The organism is Sporolactobacillus vineae DSM 21990 = SL153, from assembly GCF_000377985.1.
GTDB lineage: Bacteria > Bacillota > Bacilli > Bacillales > Sporolactobacillaceae > Sporolactobacillus > Sporolactobacillus vineae.
The window spans coordinates 12,566-29,794 of sequence record NZ_KB899059.1 but is presented as its reverse complement, the minus strand read 5'-3'; the positions used below and the strand labels follow the sequence as shown (position 1 = coordinate 29,794).

Below are 17,229 nucleotides of genomic sequence, written 5' to 3'. Positions count from 1 at the left end.
TGCTATAATGCTTATAGTTTGACGGACATAATTTGTCGCATTTTATCGCACTACGGCAACGGGAAATGATGTATAATAGTAAAATCCGGTTGCAGGTTTTTAAGAGATTATGTCGCACATATTTTGTGAGATTCATAACAAAGAGAACATAAGACGCTTTCAGGGGGTCATTCGATGAAGAAAGTCAGAAAAGCAGTTATTCCGGCTGCGGGCCTGGGGACACGGTTCCTGCCTGCGACGAAAGCACTGCCGAAGGAAATGTTGCCGATTGTCAACAAACCGACGATCCAATATATTGTCGAAGAAGCGGTCAAGGCCGGAATCGAAGACATTATCATTGTAACCGGAAAAGGCAAACGGGCAATCGAAGACCACTTCGATATTGCTTATGAACTGGAACAGAATTTAATTCAGAAGAAAAAATTTGACTTGCTTGAGAAAGTCAGAGAGCCGTCCAAAATCGATATTCACTACATCAGGCAAAAATCTCCGAAGGGTTTGGGCCATGCCGTTTGGTGTGCCCGCAAATTCATTGGTGATGAGCCTTTTGCTGTCCTTTTGGGTGATGACATTGTTCAGGCTGAGAAGCCATGCATCCAGCAGATGGCAGAACAATATGAGAAAACCGGCCATTCTGTAATTGGCATCAAAGAAGTTCCATACAGTGAAACGTACCGTTACGGGATTATTGATCCGGAGTCTCAGGAAGGACGCCTGTTTCATGTTAAAAAGTTTGTCGAGAAGCCGGAGTCCAATCCACCGTCCAATATGGCGATCATCGGCCGTTATATCCTGACGCCGGAGATCTTTGACTTTCTGGAAAAGAAAGAAATCGGCGCCGGCGGCGAAATTCAGCTGACGGATGCCATTCAAAAACTCAACGAGCTTCAAGGCGTCGATGCCTATCAGTTTGAAGGCAAACGTTTTGACGTAGGCCAGGTTCTCGGATTCGTGCTGACAAACATTGAGATGGCGCTGCAGAACGAAGACCTTCGTGATGATGTACTGGAAGGAATCGAGAAAATTCTGCATGAGAATAAGTTATCGTTGAAATGATGGAGGAGCATACGATGGCGATACCAAAATCAGAGCTTGACGCACGTTTTATAGAACAGGCTGAACGTGTTGCGACGAAACGCCTCACTAATACAAAAACTTCATATCTGGTGTTAAAAAGAGCACTTGATCTGGTTGGCGCAGTTGTTGGATTAGTGTTTAGTTCGCCGGTATTCGTGATCATCTCATTGCTTTATCTTTTTGGAGATAATAAAGGTCCTGTGTTTTTTAAGCAAAAACGCATCGGTCAATTTGGAAATACCTTCTATATATATAAATTCCGTTCGATGATCGTAAATGCAGAGGGCGTTTTGAAGTCAAATAGAAATCTATATAAAAAATATCTGGATAACAATTATAAGTTGGAACCTCATGAGGATCCCCGTATTACAAAACTGGGCTGTTTTCTGCGCAGAACCAGTCTTGATGAATTGCCTCAGTTACTCAATGTATTGAAGGGCGAAATGAGTCTGGTCGGACCTCGCCCCGTTGTTGCTGAGGAACTCAAAGAATACGGGAACAGGAAAGATGAGTTTCTTTCTGCTAAACCAGGTCTGACGGGTTACTGGCAGGCCTGCGGCCGTAGTGAAATTGAATATCCTGAACGTTGCAATGTAGAACTGTACTATGTAAGACACAAATCGATGAAGTTCGATCTGAAGATTATATTAAAAACAATATATTCTGTATTAAGTAAAAAAGGTGCCTACTAATTTCATGTTTAAAAAATAAGATAAATACAGATTTCTAAAAAAGCATAGGGAAAAATTATTATGAAAATTTATATTAATGGTAGATTTCTTACTCAGTCAGTAACAGGTGTTCAACGATATGCGCACGAAGTGGTCAAATCTATGGATGATTTGCTTGATTTAAATAAATACAAAAGCATTCAGGCATTTCTTATTGTTCCTGAAAATGTTAAGCAAAAGGTTTGTTTTAAAAATATACAGTTTTTAACAGCAGGGAAGCTGACTGGGCATTTTTGGGAACAGTTGGAGCTTCCCTATTTTGTTAAATCAGAGAAATTAGTAAATTTATGCAATGCTGCACCTATTTTTAAAAAAAATCAGATAGTGACAATTCACGATGCTGCCGCTTTTAAAAATTATCACACATTTTCCATTATTTTTAGATTATGGTATCAACTATTATTGAAATTAGAATGTAGGTTTTCAAAAAAAATTGTTACAGTATCACAATTTTCGAAGAATGAGATCATGAAACATACTTCAATAAAAAGTGGTAAAATTTCTGTTTTTTCTGAGGGAATTGAGCATATAGAAGAAAGGCAAGAGGATGATTCAATACTAGGAAGAAATAATTTGAATGAAAAGCCATATATCTTGGCGGTTGGAAGTTTGGATCCTCGCAAAAATTTCAAAACACTAGTTAAAGCCTTTCTTAGATTAAATAATATAGATGTTAATATTGTAATTGCTGGTGGAACTAATCCTAGGATTTTCAAAGATGAGAAAATTGATTTTTCAGAGAATGTTAAATACTTAGGATATGTGACGGATAATGAATTAAAAGCACTGTATAAAAATGCATATTGTTTTGTATATCCATCAATTTATGAGGGATTCGGGCTTCCTCCTATTGAGGCAATGACAGTGGGATGTCCAGTAATTGTTTCAAATGTCTCTTCACTGCCCGAGGTATGTGGATCAGCTGCGATATATTGCGATCCATTTGATGAGAAGGACATTGCAGAAAAAATAAATTATTTGATTCAAAACCAAAAAGTTAGAGAAGACTATGTAACAAAGGCTATAGCACATTCTAAGAACTTTTCATGGTCGGACAGCGCGGCGGGGATATTGGATTCTATTATTGATGACTAATCATTAAATCAAATGGGGATCACTCTTATGGTGAAAAATAATATTAAAGTTGCTGTTGTTACTGAATGGCTTGAAACATATGCAGGTTCTGAAAAAGTGGTTGAACAAATTTTAAAAGTATATCCTCATGCTGATCTCTTTAGCGTGGTTGACTTTTTACCGGAGGATCAAAGAAAATTTATTAATGGTAAAAAAATCACAACAACATTTATACAACATTTGCCCTTTTCGAAAAGAAAATTCAGAGCGTATTTACCACTCATGCCATTTGCTATCGAGCAGCTGGATCTATCAGATTATGATCTGATCATTTCTAGTTCTCATGCAGTTGCTAAAGGAGTTATAACCGGCCCGGATCAGCTACATATATGTTATTGCCATTCGCCCATTAGATATGCGTGGGATTTCCAACATGAATATTTAAGAGAGTCTGGGCTAGATAAAGGGTTAAAGGGACTGATTGCTCGATATATATTACACAAAATTAGAATCTGGGATTATCGGACAGCAAATGGTGTCGATTTTTTTATTTCTAATTCGAATTTTATAAAACGACGAATTTGGAAAGTTTATAGACGCGATGCAACGGTCATTTATCCCCCGGTAGATGTGGATGATTTTACTTTTCAAAAAGAGAAGAAAGAATATTATGTTACCGCATCTAGAATGGTCCCCTATAAAAAAATGGGACTCATTGTTGAAGCATTCTCAAAAATGCCTGATAAGAAATTATATGTTATTGGTGATGGACCAGAATATAAAAATATCAAGGAAAAAGCAACAGATAATATTGTTTTATTAGGCTATCAGAACTTTGATTCAATGCATAGATATATGAAGAATGCAAGAGCTTTCGTGTTTGCTTCTGAGGAGGATTTTGGCATTACTCCTGTGGAGGCCCAGTCATGTGGGACACCAGTGATTGCTTATGGCAAGGGCGGTTCCTTGGAAACTATTAGAGGAATTGATGAAGAAAAAACAACTGGCCTTTTCTTTTATCATCAGACTACAGAATCTTTGATAAATGCTGTAAAAGAATTTGAAAATAACTATTCTAAATTTCAAGCAATAAATTGTAGAGAAAACGCTCTAAATTTCTCTGAGGAGAAATTTAGAGAGAAGTTCAAAAAATTTGTAGAGGTTCAAACACAGAGAAAATGGGGTCGTTAATTCTCTACAAATTGGGTTAAGAAGTTTGAGTATTAATAAACTTCATTTTTTGGTAATCATTTGTTCTATCTTCATCATATAAAAATCTATTTGATTTTTCTTAAGAATAAGTTGAGGTAAAAAATCATGAAAATTGCAATCGTTTCACAGGGTGACAAAGCATCCGGGGCAGAAGTGGTCACGGCAGAGCTTTATGATAAAATCAAATCAGATATCACATTACTTAGTGGTAGTAAGCCGATCCTTTCTTTTTTTAAAGATAGAGGTTTCCCGACTGTTGAGGTACATGGACTTATGCCGATGAATCGATCATCTCTGAGGTTCGGAACATTGTTTCAGATAATACACTCCTGGGGAAGATTGAGAAAGCAAATTGCTGAGTTAAAGCCAGAATATATTCATGTTTACAATTTAGCTTCACTACTTTATACAGCAATTGCTATGATTGGGAGGCTTAATCAATATCATGTCATCTTGCATGTTCATGACTATTATTCTAAATCACATCTTTTGGCTTTTATCTCAAAATTATTGAGGAACAAGCCCAATTACATAGTTGCAGTTTCTGAAAGTGTTAAACAGGATCTCATCAAAGTTGGATTTTCGGCAACCCGAATTCGATGTATCCACAATGGTATTGACACTGGGTTACCTCCCCGGAACACTTTAGAACAAAATACAAGTTTCACAATTGGATTCGTAGGATCCTTATCTAGATGGAAGGGGCTACATATATTACTTAAAGCTGCCAGGATACTAGAAGAACAGGGATTAGTATTTAAATTTGTCATTGTCGGTGCCTTTGCTGATAAGACATATGAGAGAGAAATACGAAATCTGTGTCATTCAGTTAATAAAAGCAAGATAATTTTTTTAGGGAAGAGAAATGATGCCCGAAATTTGATAAGAAAATTTGATGTGTTAGTGCATTGCTCAATAGAAGCTGATCCCTTCCCAACAGTGCTGCTAGAAGGAATGCATTTAGGCTGTCCGGTGATTGGATCCGATTGCGGAGGAGTATTAGAAATAATTGACGATGATAGTACTGGGTTGCTTTTTCATAAAAATTCACCAAAATCTCTGGCCCAGACAATTGAGAAAATTTATTATAATCGTGATTTACGGATAAAAATGGCTGTCAAGGCACTGAAAAAGGCAAAAAATGAATATAGTTTGTCACGATTCCGAAGGGATTTCTTCAATTACGTCGGGTTACTTAAGTAGGGTAATGACCATAATTGAAATATCATTATTGGGCAGGTGATGAACCATCATGGGTTCAGGAATTCAGCTGGAGCACAAATTACGTTTCTATTTCTTATATCTCTTTGTTCTATTGGCAGGAATTTCAGGAGTGTTTGGCTTTGTTTCTCAATTATGGGATTTCCCAGTAATTAAATTGTGGAAGGAAATTTATATAACATTATTCTTTTTTCTTGTTTTTTCAAACAGATTAATTAAATCAGGTTTGAATAATCCTACTAATAAATCCGTTACAAGGTTTTTGTTAATCGCATTCATATATTTTATCCTAGAGGGATTTTATAGTATCTCGTTGCCAATAAAATTAATCCTCTATCAATACAAAATGGATGTACCCCTGCTCATTTTCTTTATGATTTGCTGGATTATTTTAGCAGAAATCTCAGAGTATAATCTCAAGAAGATATCAAAGTTATATATAAGAATACTTTTATCAGTTGGGATCTTAAACGCGCTTGCAATAATATTAGAGAGGGTATTCTCAGCGCCTTTCTTAAGACTATTGGGCATTCAAGGAGGTAATTGGGGTACTACAAGTGGAGTGAAAGTTATTACAATGGGTTCACAAATTAGGGCAATAGGTCTGCTTTCTAATTTTGTGGCATCTGGAACTCTAATGTTAATGTGCATAATTATTCTCATTGAAACACAAACCTTTTTAGATTTAAAAAATAAACTTGTTCTTTACACACTAATAATTTTATTTGCGGTATCACTTTTCCTAACTACCTATAAGACTGCTGTAATGGGACTAATCTTCTATTGTACTTTAAAAATTATTGAAAAGTTTAAAAAGAAGTATATCATTCATGCGTTTTCACTTTTCGTATTTTTTTTATTCTTTATATCAACTCATTTTTATAGCATCTATTATTTTGCTAGTATGTTTAACAGAACTATGGCATATAACTCGATTTATCTGCGCGTAGTTCAACATATCTCAATAATATCTCAGTTAAATACAATTCCAAAAGTTTTATTCGGTTTGGGAATGGGCAGAAATGGTATATATGGTATTAATAAAATGGGATATGGAATTAATCCCATTGCAACGGATAGCACATATATTTATTTAGTTAGTAACTATGGCTATTTGGCTGTTCTTTTATTTCTTTTATTTGGAGTATGGATAATAAGGCTCTTCTTTTTAAACAGTGAGAAGGATGTCCTGGGGGCAAGATTTCTATTACTATATACAGTATGTCTTGAATTTTTCTATAACAATTTCTTCTCAGACTTTCCTACCAACATGTTCCTTATTCTACTTTGCATACTTTCATTTTTTATATACAAGAGAACAGACTCACTGAAATAAAACTGAATGTTTTTTTGACCTGACAGGATTAATGCATAAAATGCTTTTAAAAAAATTTTTATACTAATTTTTAGTGCTTAAAAAAACTTACATTAGAAAGTTGGAACGTTATGAAGATTACTATTATTAACGGATATTGTTATCTTAATAAAGGAGATGCCGGAATTATTATTACTATGGTGAAATCCTTTAAAGAAAAATATCCAGATTCTTCAATCTCAGTTGTAAGTTTGTACCCTGAGATTGATAAGGGAAAATATAGGGATTGCCGCATATTACCGCCTATAATCACTCCATACGAGGGTAAAAATAAGTATATAAGAGTATTAAGGAATATTATTCTTTACTTGTATACAATATTTTTAAATAAAATGAATATTAATCATAATAAATCAGTACAGGCAATAAAAGAAGCAGACATAGTAGTAAGTTGCGGTGGTGGATTCTTCCAGTCAATAAATATTAAATATTTTTTGTCAAATTTCATTTACCATCTGATTCAGATGAAGACTGCTATCCAATTCAATAAAGACCTTGTATTATATGCACAATCTATAGGTGCGTTTTCAAAAAGCAAATTTATTTTATTTCATGTTAAAGAAGTATTAAATGCTGCAAAGCTTATTCTTGTAAGGGAAGGATTATCTTATAAGAATGTGGAAGAATTATTAGACGATACTGAAAAGCTTCATATCACTGGTGATATAGCTTTCTTATTGGAAAAGTCAAAATCTGAAAAGTATCATATTTTAGATAAAAATAGATATCATATAGGAATAACGATAAGAAATTGGAACTTTCCAAATAAATCGAATGTGGAATTACTAAAATCCAAATATAAAAAATCCATAATAGATCTAATCGAGTATTTAACAAGCCAGAGAAATATTTCTGTGTATCTTCTTCCCCAAGTTATTGGTCCGGGTCAAGACAATGATCGTATCATCAATAAAGAGGTTTATTCTAAGCTAAAGAATATTGATCATGTTAATCTAATCGATATAGATATTTCTCCTCAAGAATTAAAAGATTTGTATTCAAAGCTTGATCTGTTAATCGGAACACGAATGCATTCTAATATTTTTGCTCTATCATCCGGAACACCATGTGTTGCAATATCTTATGAACAAAAAACTGATGGGATAATGTCAGATCTTAACTTGAGTAATTATGTGATAAAAATTGATAAGATCAATTCCACTGAACTTATAGAGAAAGTTAATCTGGCATTGGCTGACCATGCAAACATAAAGCACCACTTAGCTATAAACATACCAAAAATGCTCGACCGATCCGCTGAAAATAATCGATTACTTTTTGAGTATTTAAGAGAAAAAGGTAAGAAATAAAGAATCTGTTTAAACTAGTGAGCCTAGTATTAATTAATTCTGATAACTATTTAAGTATAGTTTTGATCCCTGTCGAGTAATACTTGGAAAAATCCAATTTCTCAAAAAGAGGTCTTAATTATAGTAAACAACAGGGCGGTAAAATATGAATCGTTATAAAAAGCTGGCGTTTAACTCGGTCATTTTTGCTGTGGGCAATCTAGGGAGCAAGCTTATTTCGCTTCTACTACTTCCCTTATATACATATTTTCTATCCACGGGACAATATGGAACAGTAGATCTAGTGACAACCACATTAAGTCTAATTCTGCCGGTTTTTACGCTTAGCATTGGTGATGCGGTGTTAAGATTTGTCATGGATAAAAATAGCAATAAAACAATCGTTTTAAATAATGCGCTTGTATTAACAATTTGTGGTTATGCTGTTGCTTGGCTTTTGTATCCTTTATTTAAAACGATATTACCTTTTAATAATTATCTTTTTTACTTTTATATTATGTTACTGACTTCTTCAGTAAATGGTTCATTGATGCAATTTGTTCGGGCTAATGGTCAGGTAAAAACTTTTGCATCTATTGGGATCATAAGTTCATTTGTTGTATTAACTTCTAACATAATACTTTTAGTACAATTCCATTTAGGTGTTGCTGGTTATTTAATTTCACTAATTGCTGCAGATATAGTTAGTTTATTAATCTTATTCAGTATTGGCGGTGTTTACCGATTTATTTCAATTTCTCTTACGAATTTAGCATTACTCAAAGAAATGATTGTCTATTCAATACCTCTTATACCTAATGCTCTAATGTGGTGGATTATGGGGGTGTCCGATCGCTACATTATCACCTTTTTTTTAGGAGTGGGAGCAAACGGGCTATATGCGGTAGCTAATAAAATTCCAAGTATTTTAAGTATGATAAATTCAATTTTTTTTCAAGCATGGCAAATGTCTGCTATTGAAGAAGCAAATTCAAAAAGCAAGTCGCAATTTTATACGAACATATTTAATGCTTTTGCTACTGTGATGTTTCTTGGAACATCATTATTACTGTTATCTTTGAAAACAATCTTGCATTATGTTATATCTCCATCTTTTTTTAGCTCATGGGAATTTGTGCCCTTTTTATTACTTGGGGTCGTTTTTTCAAGCTTTTCTGGTTTCTTAGGTACAAATTATATTGCAGCCAAAAATACAGTTGGAGTATTTAGGACATCAATTTATGGAGCAATTGTCAATGTGGGTGCTAATTTTCTACTTATACCGTTCATCGGTACAAATGGTGCTTCAATTTCAACAATGTTGAGCTTTCTTGTAATCTGGCTATTCCGTATTGCAGATACTAAGTCATTTGTGAAAATAAATTATAATATAAAAAGCATCATTGGGAATTTATCGATTATTTTTTTTCAGATAATAATAATTTATTCGGATCTATCAATACAAATATTATGGCAATCAATATTATTTCTAATAATGATACCAATAAACTGGAAAGAAATTCGATTACTCTACCAGAGTGGATATGGCATATTTATTAATAAAATATCTAGAAAATGAGATCTAATGAAGAAGATGAGCTTGAATGATCACATTACATTTGAGCTTCTTATCAAGTTATCAATGGAAAGATGTATGATGGGATATTTAGCATTCAAGACCATGGCTTACTCTATCTAATTGATGACTTTATTTCGCAGCAGATCCCCTTTAATATTCAATTTAATGATGCTATAAAGCACGGAAATATATTCTGAAACTGTAAGCGTCAAATAATGGACACTTTCTCATACTCCTAGCGACATGCGATAGTGCCTCTATGAATTGATCAGGAGGATGATCCATGACACGAGCGGAGCTACATACATCCTGGAAAAAGAGAATGAGCGATTTTGAGGCGAGCGGATTATCAGGGAGTCAATGGTGCACCGATCAGGAAATCCCATTAAGTTCAATTCCAATATTGGCGGCGTAAGTTACGTTCGACAAGAGATACCGCATCCTCAAGCAGGCCATCTTGGATGGCCGTTGATCTAGCCGTACAGGAGAAAGCAGATATGCTTTTCATCTACCTGGGCCCGGCGAAAATCGAACTTCATGCTGGATTCGATTCGGACCTGTTTGCCGACGTGGTCCGTGTGCTTCGGAGCTTATGATTCGGGAATCAACGATCGAAAATGTCTACCTGGCCAAGGGGTACACTGATCTGCGCAAATCGATTGATGGGTTATCCGTCTTGGTTCAGGAAAGCTTTCACCTTGATCCTTTTTTACCCTGCCTGTTCGTTTTCTGTAATCGCAAGCGGGACAAGCTGAAAATCCTTCACTAGGAATACAATGGATTCCGGCTTTACTATAAACGTCTGGAAAAGGGAACTTTTCAGTGGCCGAAGTCCAATAACGATGCCCCGTCTTTAAAAATTAGCCGGCGCCAATTGAATTGGCTGCTGGACGGGCTGTCTCTCGAACAACGCGAGACCCACTGGGCCGTGAAGGCACGCATGCTGATCTGATTTTTGGTTAAAGCCTGGATTCCCGGAAAGTTATACCAAGGCGTCTAAAAACCCGCATTAGTAAAGGATTTCTAACATGATGCCCCTTTTCCGTTGGTATAATTATGCAGGATTACTATTTGTCAAAAATGCCTTAACGTAAAGGATTTTCATGACATTGGTATAAAAGCACGGGAATTCAGGTTAAACTGTTGCTCTTGACGGTAAAGTGGCTGAGCATCCAGATACTTTTGGCACATCGTCTGTGCCATCATCCAAGGGGATGCCAAACTTTTTGGAAAAACCGGCTTCGGAGCTGGTGCCGCCACAATCAGTGTTTTCGTTCCCTTATTTTCGCAGTGCCAGCAGGCGCAAACCTGTTCTTCTTCGGGCAGACGATAATTGATCACCTCAACCGGAAGGTTGTCCCATTTTTTCTTGCGTTGCCCCGCGGTCTTCTCTCGCTTATAGGTGATGGTTTCAACCGTAGACTCGGGTGCTTGTGGATTCGATTCACTCTCTGCCTCGTTGAACAGTTGCAGGGTGATGAGCTGCTCCGGATCCTGATGTATCTTTTCACTTAAAGCGCCAAACTGGCGTTTTTGGCTGAGACGGAGTTGTTCTTCGAACCATTTCAGCCTCAGTGTCAGTTCGGCGTTTTGTTTTTTCAACGCATCGCGTTCTTTTTGAAGGGCTTCAATTGTGGATAAGGGCGCTTCCGCTCCGTTTTTCATTCTTTCATTATAATAGAAAGTGCGCTCCCTGTCTGCGCTTTAACCTAAATTCCCGCACCCTTATACCAAGGTGTTACTGCTATTCATTAATCTCCAGAAAATGACGGCGACTATTGTCTACAGCTTGACGAGGATGCTGTCCAATGATCATAAAAAATAAGACCGTCTTAAAAAAGACAGTCAATCAACAAGGTATTATAGAATAACCTGATATCCTTGTTTTTCATTGAGGTTAAAACGAACACCTTCGGTGATAACATACCAACAATTGCCGAACTCCAGAGTGCATTTTAGGCAGTAGTAACCCACGATCAGCTCAAATCCTATCCCACAGTGCAGCTCACAGGGATGCCCTTGATAGTCTACACTCCACCGATTCCGTTCCGGATTGTAAAACATTTTATCAAGAGTGTTCATGAGAGTTCCTCCCTCGATCACTCGCTTGATCATTCGATCGTCAATGATCGGATGACCATTTTGAGCACCGTATATGAGGTAATGCGTGCATAACTTATTGATCAACCGGTCCGTACCCCAAGAAAATCGATAGATTTCCTCAATGACGCTTCTCTCCTGAGCAGGATGGCCTCCTCCACTAATTCATGTCTCGATGGGCTCTCCATCGAGCTGGCCTTACAATCATGAAGTTTCAACAGGAGTCAGCCGGACAAGAATGCAGAACGGGTCTGTACCCAAAGATGAACGTTAAAGATCGGTCTGGCCATTCTAACCAACCAGCCCGGCGCATCACCGAATAGTCGTCCAATTTTTTCGAGTGCGGTCAGTGACTCCGTGGACGAAGGAGTCGCCGGGGCGAATCCAATAGTTGAAAGCGGTGGATGATCGAATGAAGGCAGGCCCACCAGTAATTGATAAATTCAAGGAACCAACGGTTCCACCGATATAGCGTTGAATTGTCTGCAGCGACATCATTTTTGTGGGGCTTGGAAATGGTGTTACTGCTATTCATTAATGTCCAGAAAATGACGGGGGCAATTGACCGCAGATTGCCGGCGATGTTGTCCAATGATTATAAAAAAACAAGGCTATCTTAAATAAGACAGCCAATTAACCAGATGTTATAGAATAATCTGATATCTTTGTTTATCATTGAGGTTAAAGCGAACACCTTCGGTGATGATATACCAACAATTGCCGAATTCCAGAGTGCAGTTTAGGTAGTAGTAACCCAGAATCAAGTCAAATATTTCCCCACAGTCTAGCTCGCGGGACTGATCTTCAAATAGTACAACCCAACGATCCAGCTCACGATCATAAAACATTTCATGGGGTGAGTTCATGAGAGTTCTCCCTCGATTACTCGCTTGACCATCCGATCGTCAATGATCGGATGACCATTTTGAGCACCGTATATGAGACAATGCGTGCATACCTTATTGATCAACCGGGCCGTACCCCCGGAAAATCGGTAAATTTCTTCAATGGCGTCCTCTGTAAATAAGGGGCGGTCGCAGCCGGCAAACTTGAGCTGGCACTCAATATAGGCATTGGTTTCTGATCGGTCGTAATGGCCGATCTTGCACTGAAGATCGATACGCTGCCGGATCGCGGCGAAGCTTTGAAGTTTCAGACGGTCCCAGAGCTCGCTTTGACCGACCATGATGAGGGCCATTGGACTTTGTGAATCCATTTTAAAGTTTAAAAGCAACCGAACTTCCTCCAACATTTCACGGCTGAGCAGATGAGCTTCATCGACCACACAGACAGGCTGGAGGCCATGAATCCCACGCATGAGTTCGATCTCATGATGCAGCTGTCTTTTCGCATCCCCCCGATAAAATTTAGCTTCACAACCCAGCTGCTCCAGGAGACCTTTGTAGAAATGACGCGGCGTTAACTTTGAATCGGACAAGTAGAGAACGCTATAATGTCCTGGATCCAATTCTTGCGTAAAGCGTCGGACCATTGTCGTTTTACCTGTGCCACAGTCACCGGTTAAGACAGCGAAGAGCTGTCGTTCCGCTGCGTGCATCAGGCGCCCCAGAATCTCATCCCCAGATTGGGAGTTATAGAGATGACTTGAAGGAACGGACCGGGAGAAAGGGGTCTGCTTCATCTGATAAAAGGGTTCAAACAAGGTGCTCACCCTCTCTCATTACCTTTCTGTAAGAAACCGCCGGTTTCTGCACGTCTTGTCGTTCCTCGTGCTTTTGCGTTGCTGCACGCAAGAGTCGAGAGGCATCCGTTTGTTTGGGCTGAAGGTTTTCGGGTAATTCCGGCCGTTTTCCTACATGCGTGCCAATTTCAAGTCTCTTAGCCTGCCAGGGCGTGTAACCTTCTTTTTCAATGGTGATTTGTGAAAGATCCGAGGGATCATAGACGACATCGACACTGGTGCCGACAAATTGAGTGCCCACTTCATACAGCTGGCTCTGAAAACTGATACATCCGGATTTATCCACTTTTCTTTTTTCCGCATGAAGAAAAGCCAAGCGGATGGTTTCCGCATCTAAAAAATGTAAAATCTTTTTATCGCTGCGATAAGCCATCTCCGGTGTGACATGCTCGCCCAGAGCCGAGTGAGGCTTGTTCAGATAACATTCACTGAGCCAGACTTGGAAGAGATCATTCAGTTGATCAAGTGATTTGGGTTTCTCTAAGGCGACCTCTCCCAAAAAGGCATCGACAACACGGTTCAGACGTTCCACCTTGCCTTTTGAGCTAGGCGAGTACGGGCGGGCATAGAGAAGTTTGGTCCCCAGCTTGGAACACGTTCGAGCCATCCACTTGGTTCGATACTGCTTCCCGTTATCAAAAAATACAGCTTCCGGTCGCCCGTATTTCTGGACGGATTGGCGGAAAGCGTCCTCAACGATTCGCTGATCCAGAGTGGGATAAAAAGCACCATGAAGGACAAAGCGGGTGGCGTCATCAATAAATAAAACAAGATAGACTTGTTTGTTGCTGCCACCTTGACCGATGGGAAGGGTAGGTCCAAATTTAATATCCGACTGCCAAAGCTTATTTCGATGAGATTGTTGGAACCGTCGAGCGGCCCCCGCTGTTGATTGGTAGAGCCGCATTTGCCGAGAACTATAGCCGCGTTCCGTCAATCTTTCCTGCAGTGTTGACCGCTTGATTTCGCCGGGTTTGGCTCGTCCCTCCCACTCCAGAATTTGGATAATCTGCCGGACACTTCGTTGAGGTGCTTCTCTCCTGAGCAGGATGGCTTCCTCCACTAATTCATGTCTCAATGTGCGCTCCATCGAGCTGGCCTGCTTACGACTGGGCTTAAGCCCCTCGATTCCGCGCTCTCGATAGCTACCTAGATAGCGACGGATCGTTCTTTCTGAGAGTCCACTTTGCTTACAGATCTGTTTTTTCACTTCAGTCGCTCTGGCGGCATCCAGATCACCGGATAACAGTGGGGCGATCAGCTGGAAACGTTGAGAGGCCATCTCGTCCAGCTTTCTAGAATCTCTCATCATACATCTCTCCTCGTTTTAACCTTCATTATGAAGTTTAAACAGGAGTCAGCCGGACAAGAATGCAGAACGGGTCTGTACCCAAAGATGAACATTAACGATCGGTCTGGCCATTCTAGCCAGCCAGCCCGGCGCATTGCCGAATAACCGTCCAATTCTTTCGAGTGCGGTCAGTGACTCCATGGACGAAGGAGCCACCGGGGCAGAATCCATTTGTTGAAAGCGGAGAAGGATCGAATGAAGGCAGGCCAACCAGTAATCGATGAACTCAAGGAACCAGCGGTTCCACCGATATAGCGTTGAATTGTCTGCAGCGACATCATTTTTGTGAGGCTGGGAAATGGCTTTTTCAAAACAACGAGACTCATAACGTTTATAAGGAATAAGCAGATCAGGAAGTTCATGATGAATCTTGGAACAAGTGACACAGCACAAACGACGAATCCGCAACGAAACACACTTTCCCGAGTCTTCTATGTATTTTCTCAACCGGCTTCCAATAACTTTAAGTTTTCCTCCGCAACAAGGACAAGGCACCTTTCCCGCACCCTTAACAGAAAACACCCGTTGATTGGTTATCAACAAGGCTATAGTCTGATATAATAATCATATTATTGGTTTAGGGGTATCCCTCGTGTAGGTCGCATTACACGATAAAAGGGATACCCTTTTCCTTTCGCAAAATAAGTGCCAGCTATAAAGTCCTACGGACATTATAGCTGGCACTTATTGGACAGGCAATCCCGTCAACTTTCGGCCAAAATCAGGCATCAATAACAAAATGGCTTTTTCAAAGCAACGGGACTCATAACGTTTATAAGTAATAAGCAGATCAGGAAGTTCATGATGAAATTTTGAAACAAGTGACACTGCACAAACGACGAATCCGTAGCGACGCACACTTTCCCGCACTCTTAACGGAAAACACCCGTTGATTGGTTATCAACAAGGCTATAGTAAGCCTGATTATTGGTATAAATCACCTGAAATGCAGGTTGAAAGAAAAAGATGAAAAGCATGTTGAAAAAAATTTCCGGGCAAATCATGATTATTACGGCTGCCCTGGTACTTTTCTTTGCACTTCTTACACCAGCTTTAACGGATGCCGCATCACTGAAATATCAGTATACTGCGTATACGTTAAGTACGGCGCCTTATCACAGAAGTGCCAGCGGAAAGAGCAGAATACTCGGTCATATTTCAAAACACAAGAATGTTAGCGTCTATAAATACTCGAAGAGCTGGTATACGGTCAAATACGCAAATCACTATGTGTACATTTATAAAAAGTATTTAAAAAAGGGCAAATACGTTGCGCCAAGAAGTTCAGCGCAAACCTTGTCCGTTCAGACAATCAGTGTTAGTCAGAACTGGTCGAAGTTAAGAATTGTGAACAATTCCAGGTATTATGATGTAAAACTTGGAAAAAAAGGAGATTCCGGTCGTAAAATTTACGGAAGAATGAACGTAGCACTAAATAAGGTAAAGATTAAAACGTACAAGACAAGTGGTGCGAGGTACACATTCAGAACTTATGCCTGGCTTCCTTTTCTTGATAAACATTATAAGAGCAGCATTTCTTCTCCTATAAAAGACGGGCAGCTGACTAATCCACAAAGTTTTGTTGTCCTTGGTGGTAATCTGTATACGACCTGGTCGACTTTCACCAATCAAGGATATATTACAAAGTTTCCAATGAAGCTGCCGTCCGGTATGGCAAGGAAAAATGAAGATTTCCGGTCTGCCTATTGGTATAAATATGTGGATCCGAATAAGTCAAAAAAATACGCCGGGTACGTGAGAAACGGCTACAGGGCGGCCGGTGCCGACAGTTTCTTCAATACGATGCGTATCAGCGGTCCGAAAACTATTGGACATGGGCAGACACTGTCGACGGATGGTCAGTCGCTCTACATGCTTCAGGATACGGATTTTGCACATTCAAACTTAAAGGGAACCGGAAAATACATCACTTTGGTTCGCTACGACAAGAACATGAATATGAACAAACAATGGAAGTTCAGACTGAGAAACAGCGCAACCAAAAATGAATACAATCCGCATACGCTGGCGATGATCGATGGCAGCCATTTCTATCTTGGACTGCCCGGTTCGCTGTCGGGAGGCTACAAAGCAAGCTATGTTATTCTCAAAGGTACCATTTCAGGCAGCAAAGTCTCCGTGAAACCGGCATTCAGAGTGAAGTATCCGATCGGCAAGTATTTTCAGGGGCTGACGTACAATAAGAAGAATCATCGTCTCTACATCAGCAGTGACAATACTTTTGTTGGCATCGATGTTCGTAACTATAAGTCATACAGTTCGAAAATACCGGTCAGCATGAATACCCGCGAAACAGAAGGAATGGCTTTCGACGGAAGCTACGGTTACATGTTGTTTAACTCCTATCCGGAATTGATCAGAACGAAATTTTAAGGATTTCATTATGATAATATCAAATACCCTACCGTACTAGATCAAGTAGATCCTTAGGACATTTGATGAAACAAAGTTAATCTGCAGTTAACAAAAAAGTACGAAAACAGCTCGATTCATTCCT

Annotated in this window: 17 protein-coding genes and 2 pseudogenes; 12 read left to right on the top strand and 7 right to left on the bottom strand. The window is 39.1% G+C overall.

Annotated features, from left to right (window positions below):
* Positions 1–174: 174 nt before the first annotated feature.
* The 11 genes and pseudogenes from galU to tnpB all read left to right on the top strand — a co-directional run bounded on the left by galU (position 175) and on the right by tnpB (position 10,510).
* Positions 175–1,056 (top strand): UTP--glucose-1-phosphate uridylyltransferase GalU, encoded by an 882-nt coding sequence (gene galU / locus D889_RS0113295; protein WP_010632751.1) that lies wholly within the window; start codon positions 175–177, stop codon positions 1,054–1,056.
* Positions 1,057–1,070: 14 nt separating this feature from the next.
* A complete protein-coding gene (locus D889_RS0113290) occupies positions 1,071–1,769 on the top strand; it encodes a sugar transferase (protein ID WP_010632752.1) in 699 nt (232 codons plus the stop codon).
* Positions 1,770–1,829: 60 nt separating this feature from the next.
* A complete protein-coding gene (locus tag D889_RS0113285) occupies positions 1,830–2,903 on the top strand; it encodes a glycosyltransferase family 4 protein (protein ID WP_010632753.1) in 1,074 nt (357 codons plus the stop codon).
* Positions 2,904–2,930: 27 nt separating this feature from the next.
* Entirely contained in the window at positions 2,931–4,073 is a 1,143-nt protein-coding gene (locus tag D889_RS0113280) for a glycosyltransferase family 4 protein (protein ID WP_010632754.1), read from the top strand.
* Between the two features lie 126 nt (positions 4,074–4,199).
* On the top strand, positions 4,200–5,297 hold the full coding sequence (locus D889_RS0113275; protein ID WP_010632755.1) for a glycosyltransferase family 4 protein: 1,098 nt from the start codon (positions 4,200–4,202) through the stop codon (positions 5,295–5,297).
* A 49-nt stretch (positions 5,298–5,346) separates the two neighbouring features.
* Positions 5,347–6,651 (top strand): hypothetical protein, encoded by a 1,305-nt coding sequence (locus D889_RS0113270; protein WP_018962403.1) that lies wholly within the window; start codon positions 5,347–5,349, stop codon positions 6,649–6,651.
* Between the two features lie 110 nt (positions 6,652–6,761).
* Entirely contained in the window at positions 6,762–8,000 is a 1,239-nt protein-coding gene (locus D889_RS0113265; protein WP_026291243.1) for a polysaccharide pyruvyl transferase family protein, read from the top strand.
* A 145-nt stretch (positions 8,001–8,145) separates the two neighbouring features.
* Entirely contained in the window at positions 8,146–9,558 is a 1,413-nt protein-coding gene (locus tag D889_RS15030) for an oligosaccharide flippase family protein (protein ID WP_018962401.1), read from the top strand.
* A 283-nt stretch (positions 9,559–9,841) separates the two neighbouring features.
* Positions 9,842–9,973, top strand: a complete 132-nt coding sequence (gene tnpA / locus D889_RS16015) for an IS66 family insertion sequence element accessory protein TnpA (protein WP_428834905.1) — start codon at positions 9,842–9,844, stop codon at positions 9,971–9,973.
* Between the two features lie 46 nt (positions 9,974–10,019).
* Positions 10,020–10,154: a hypothetical protein gene (locus D889_RS15915; RefSeq protein ID WP_274517451.1), complete on the top strand. Its 135-nt coding sequence runs from the start codon at positions 10,020–10,022 to the stop codon at positions 10,152–10,154.
* Positions 10,151–10,510: pseudogene (gene tnpB / locus D889_RS16010) on the top strand (IS66 family insertion sequence element accessory protein TnpB). Before D889_RS15915 ends, tnpB begins: the two are co-directional and overlap by 4 nt.
* A gap of 149 nt (positions 10,511–10,659) precedes the next feature.
* Here the strand turns inward: tnpB and D889_RS0113245 are convergent.
* The 7 genes and pseudogenes from D889_RS0113245 to D889_RS15850 all read right to left on the bottom strand — a co-directional run.
* Positions 10,660–11,223, bottom strand: coding sequence for an IS66 family transposase (locus tag D889_RS0113245; RefSeq protein ID WP_018962399.1), 564 nt, complete (start codon positions 11,221–11,223; stop codon positions 10,660–10,662).
* Between the two features lie 195 nt (positions 11,224–11,418).
* A complete protein-coding gene (locus D889_RS15745; protein ID WP_238537760.1) occupies positions 11,419–11,622 on the bottom strand; it encodes a DUF5348 domain-containing protein in 204 nt (67 codons plus the stop codon).
* Positions 11,623–12,302: 680 nt separating this feature from the next.
* Positions 12,303–12,506, bottom strand: a complete 204-nt coding sequence (locus tag D889_RS0113235; RefSeq protein ID WP_238537768.1) for a DUF5348 domain-containing protein — start codon at positions 12,504–12,506, stop codon at positions 12,303–12,305.
* A gap of 14 nt (positions 12,507–12,520) precedes the next feature.
* Positions 12,521–13,321 carry an ExeA family protein gene (locus D889_RS0113230; RefSeq protein ID WP_010632929.1) on the bottom strand — a complete coding sequence of 267 codons (801 nt, stop codon included), beginning with the start codon at positions 13,319–13,321 and terminating at the stop codon, positions 12,521–12,523.
* Positions 13,314–14,669 carry a DDE-type integrase/transposase/recombinase gene (locus D889_RS0113225; RefSeq protein ID WP_010632930.1) on the bottom strand — a complete coding sequence of 452 codons (1,356 nt, stop codon included), beginning with the start codon at positions 14,667–14,669 and terminating at the stop codon, positions 13,314–13,316. Before D889_RS0113225 ends, D889_RS0113230 begins: the two co-directional genes overlap by 8 nt.
* A gap of 48 nt (positions 14,670–14,717) precedes the next feature.
* Positions 14,718–14,852, bottom strand: a complete 135-nt coding sequence (locus D889_RS15910; protein ID WP_274517450.1) for a hypothetical protein — start codon at positions 14,850–14,852, stop codon at positions 14,718–14,720.
* A gap of 114 nt (positions 14,853–14,966) precedes the next feature.
* Positions 14,967–15,206, bottom strand: a pseudogene (locus D889_RS15850) (DUF6431 domain-containing protein); the annotation flags it as partial.
* A 480-nt stretch (positions 15,207–15,686) separates the two neighbouring features.
* Between D889_RS15850 and D889_RS0113215 the strand changes: the two are divergent.
* Positions 15,687–17,105 (top strand): hypothetical protein, encoded by a 1,419-nt coding sequence (locus D889_RS0113215; RefSeq protein WP_238537728.1) that lies wholly within the window; start codon positions 15,687–15,689, stop codon positions 17,103–17,105.
* Positions 17,106–17,229: the final 124 nt, after the last annotated feature.